The organism is Arthrobacter sp. B0427-1-12 (assembly GCF_059092905.1).
On sequence record NZ_JBNHIC010000138.1, the window covers coordinates 1 to 1,850 of the forward strand.

The window sequence follows — 1,850 nt, forward strand, 5'->3', positions numbered from 1 at the left end:
CTAGGAGACTGCTGAACAAGGGGCGATTTGAAGGGCTGGTGAGGGCGAATTGACGCTCGAACCAGCCCTTCGGCGTTTCTGGGTATGAAGGAGCGGGCAGGTGATTGATGCTTTCGACGGGCGTTTCGCAGTGCAGGGCGCTCTGGTGGGGCTCCTGCCGGCCCTGGGTGGGGACCGGGTGTCTCCGGCGGGCTTATCCGAGGGCCCAGGCCTCGTTTCGGACGGTGAGTCCGAGTGATAAGAGACGTTTGAGGTTCACTGCAGCGGCCCGCAGCCGGAACCAGGCATCGTTTTTCGCCACTCCGAGGTAGCGCAGCCGCCGGTTGTTCCCGTCGGTGAGCCAGGCGATCGAGCGTTCGACCATGGGCCGGTGCTGCCTGTAATCGGTTTGGAAGCCCTTCTCCTGCGCGGCAGCGCGGTGGGCCCGCATCAGGGCGTGCCCGGGGTGCAGTTCGATCTTGCGGCCTCCGGCCGCGGTCGTGCAGTTCTCGCGCAGCGGGCAGGCCCGGCACGCGGCACCGAACGTCACGTACCCCTTGTCTGTGATCTTGCGGATGAGCCCGTTCGGGCAGGTCAGCGTTCCGGCGTCCGGGTCGTAGGAGAAGTCATCGAGCGTGTAACCGCCCTCTACGGCCGCGGCCAGCGGTTTGGGTTTGATGAGGGCACGGTGGCCTGCAGCGGCGAGGGCGCGGAGCATGTCCGCGGTCCCGTAGGCCGAGTCGGCCAGGGCATCCACCGGCATCCCTGCTGCCACGGCCGGATCGGCATCAAGCAGCAGCGCTCCGGCTTCGGCATCGGAGGAGCCGGGCCCGGCTGCCTTCGTTACGGCGGCGGCCGTAAGGATCCCGGTCTCCGGCTCGGCGACGATATGGGCCTTGTAACCATCGCGCTTGTCCGACCGGGTCTTATGCGCGTGCCGCGCGTCCGGGTCCACGGTCGAAATCACCCGGTCCCTGGCGACGTTCCGGGCAATCCGCCACCGCCCGTCCGTCCCGTCCGAACCCTCTGCCGGCTCCACGTCCTGCCCCGCGACCAGCGCCAGCAACGCATACGCATCGGCGGCTTTGCCCTCCAGGCTTCCCGGATCGATGGCTGCCAGCAGCGCCAACGCGTCGTTGACCAACCGCGAAACCAGGGCCTGTTTGGCCTCGGCGTCGTCCCAGGCGATGTCCGGCTTCCCGGTGCGCGTGTAGTCATAGCCGCCCGCGTGGGCCTCGATCAGGTCCCACCCGTAAGGGACGTCCCGGCCGAAGCGGCGCACCGCGGCAATTAGCTGGGTGATCGTGTCCTGCCGGGCCACGGCATCATCCAGCACGGTGGAATCCAAGGCCCTGCGCCGCCTGCCCTTGAGCACCCCGGTCTCGGCAACGACTTCAGCAATGGCATCCATGATCCGGTGCGGGCGGCTGCTCGCAGCCAGACGCCTGCGCCAGTACGTGAGCGTGGTCGGATGGAACGCCGTGTCCGTCAGCCCGTACCCGCACGCTGCTTTCCACCGCAGGTCATACGTCAACGCGTCCGCAGTTTCCCGGTCCGAGAGCCCTTCGAGCGCCTGCAGGACCAGCACCGAACCGATCACCGAGGCCGGCACCGAGGGCCGGCCCCGCTTCGAGGGGAACAAGTCCTCCATCATCGAATCCGGAAACAACCGGTTCCGATGTCCGGCCAGAAACGCGAAAACGCTGCCCGGGGCCAATAGCTCCCCGGCCAGCGCTTCCACGTCCAACAGCTTCCGCTGCTCCTGCTTACGTCCCTGCATAAGACCAGTCTTAACCACTGAGCGGACGAGTCCAGCAGGCGCGCCTTAAACTCCCCAAGTTACAGAAGCAATTTGTTCAGCGGCCTCCTAG

1 protein-coding gene is annotated in these 1,850 nt (G+C 66.9%); it reads right to left on the bottom strand.

The window, feature by feature from the left end; genetic code table 11:
• Positions 1 to 193 precede the first annotated feature (193 nt).
• Positions 194 to 1,759, bottom strand: a complete 1,566-nt coding sequence (locus AC5RWU_RS24160; protein WP_493986704.1) for an IS1182 family transposase — start codon at positions 1,757 to 1,759, stop codon at positions 194 to 196.
• Positions 1,760 to 1,850: the final 91 nt, after the last annotated feature.

Coding starts and splice junctions, on each gene's coding strand:
- AC5RWU_RS24160 (WP_493986704.1), bottom strand. CDS start 1,759: ATGCAGGGACGTAAGCAGGAGCAGCGGAAGCTGTTGGACGTGGAAGCG.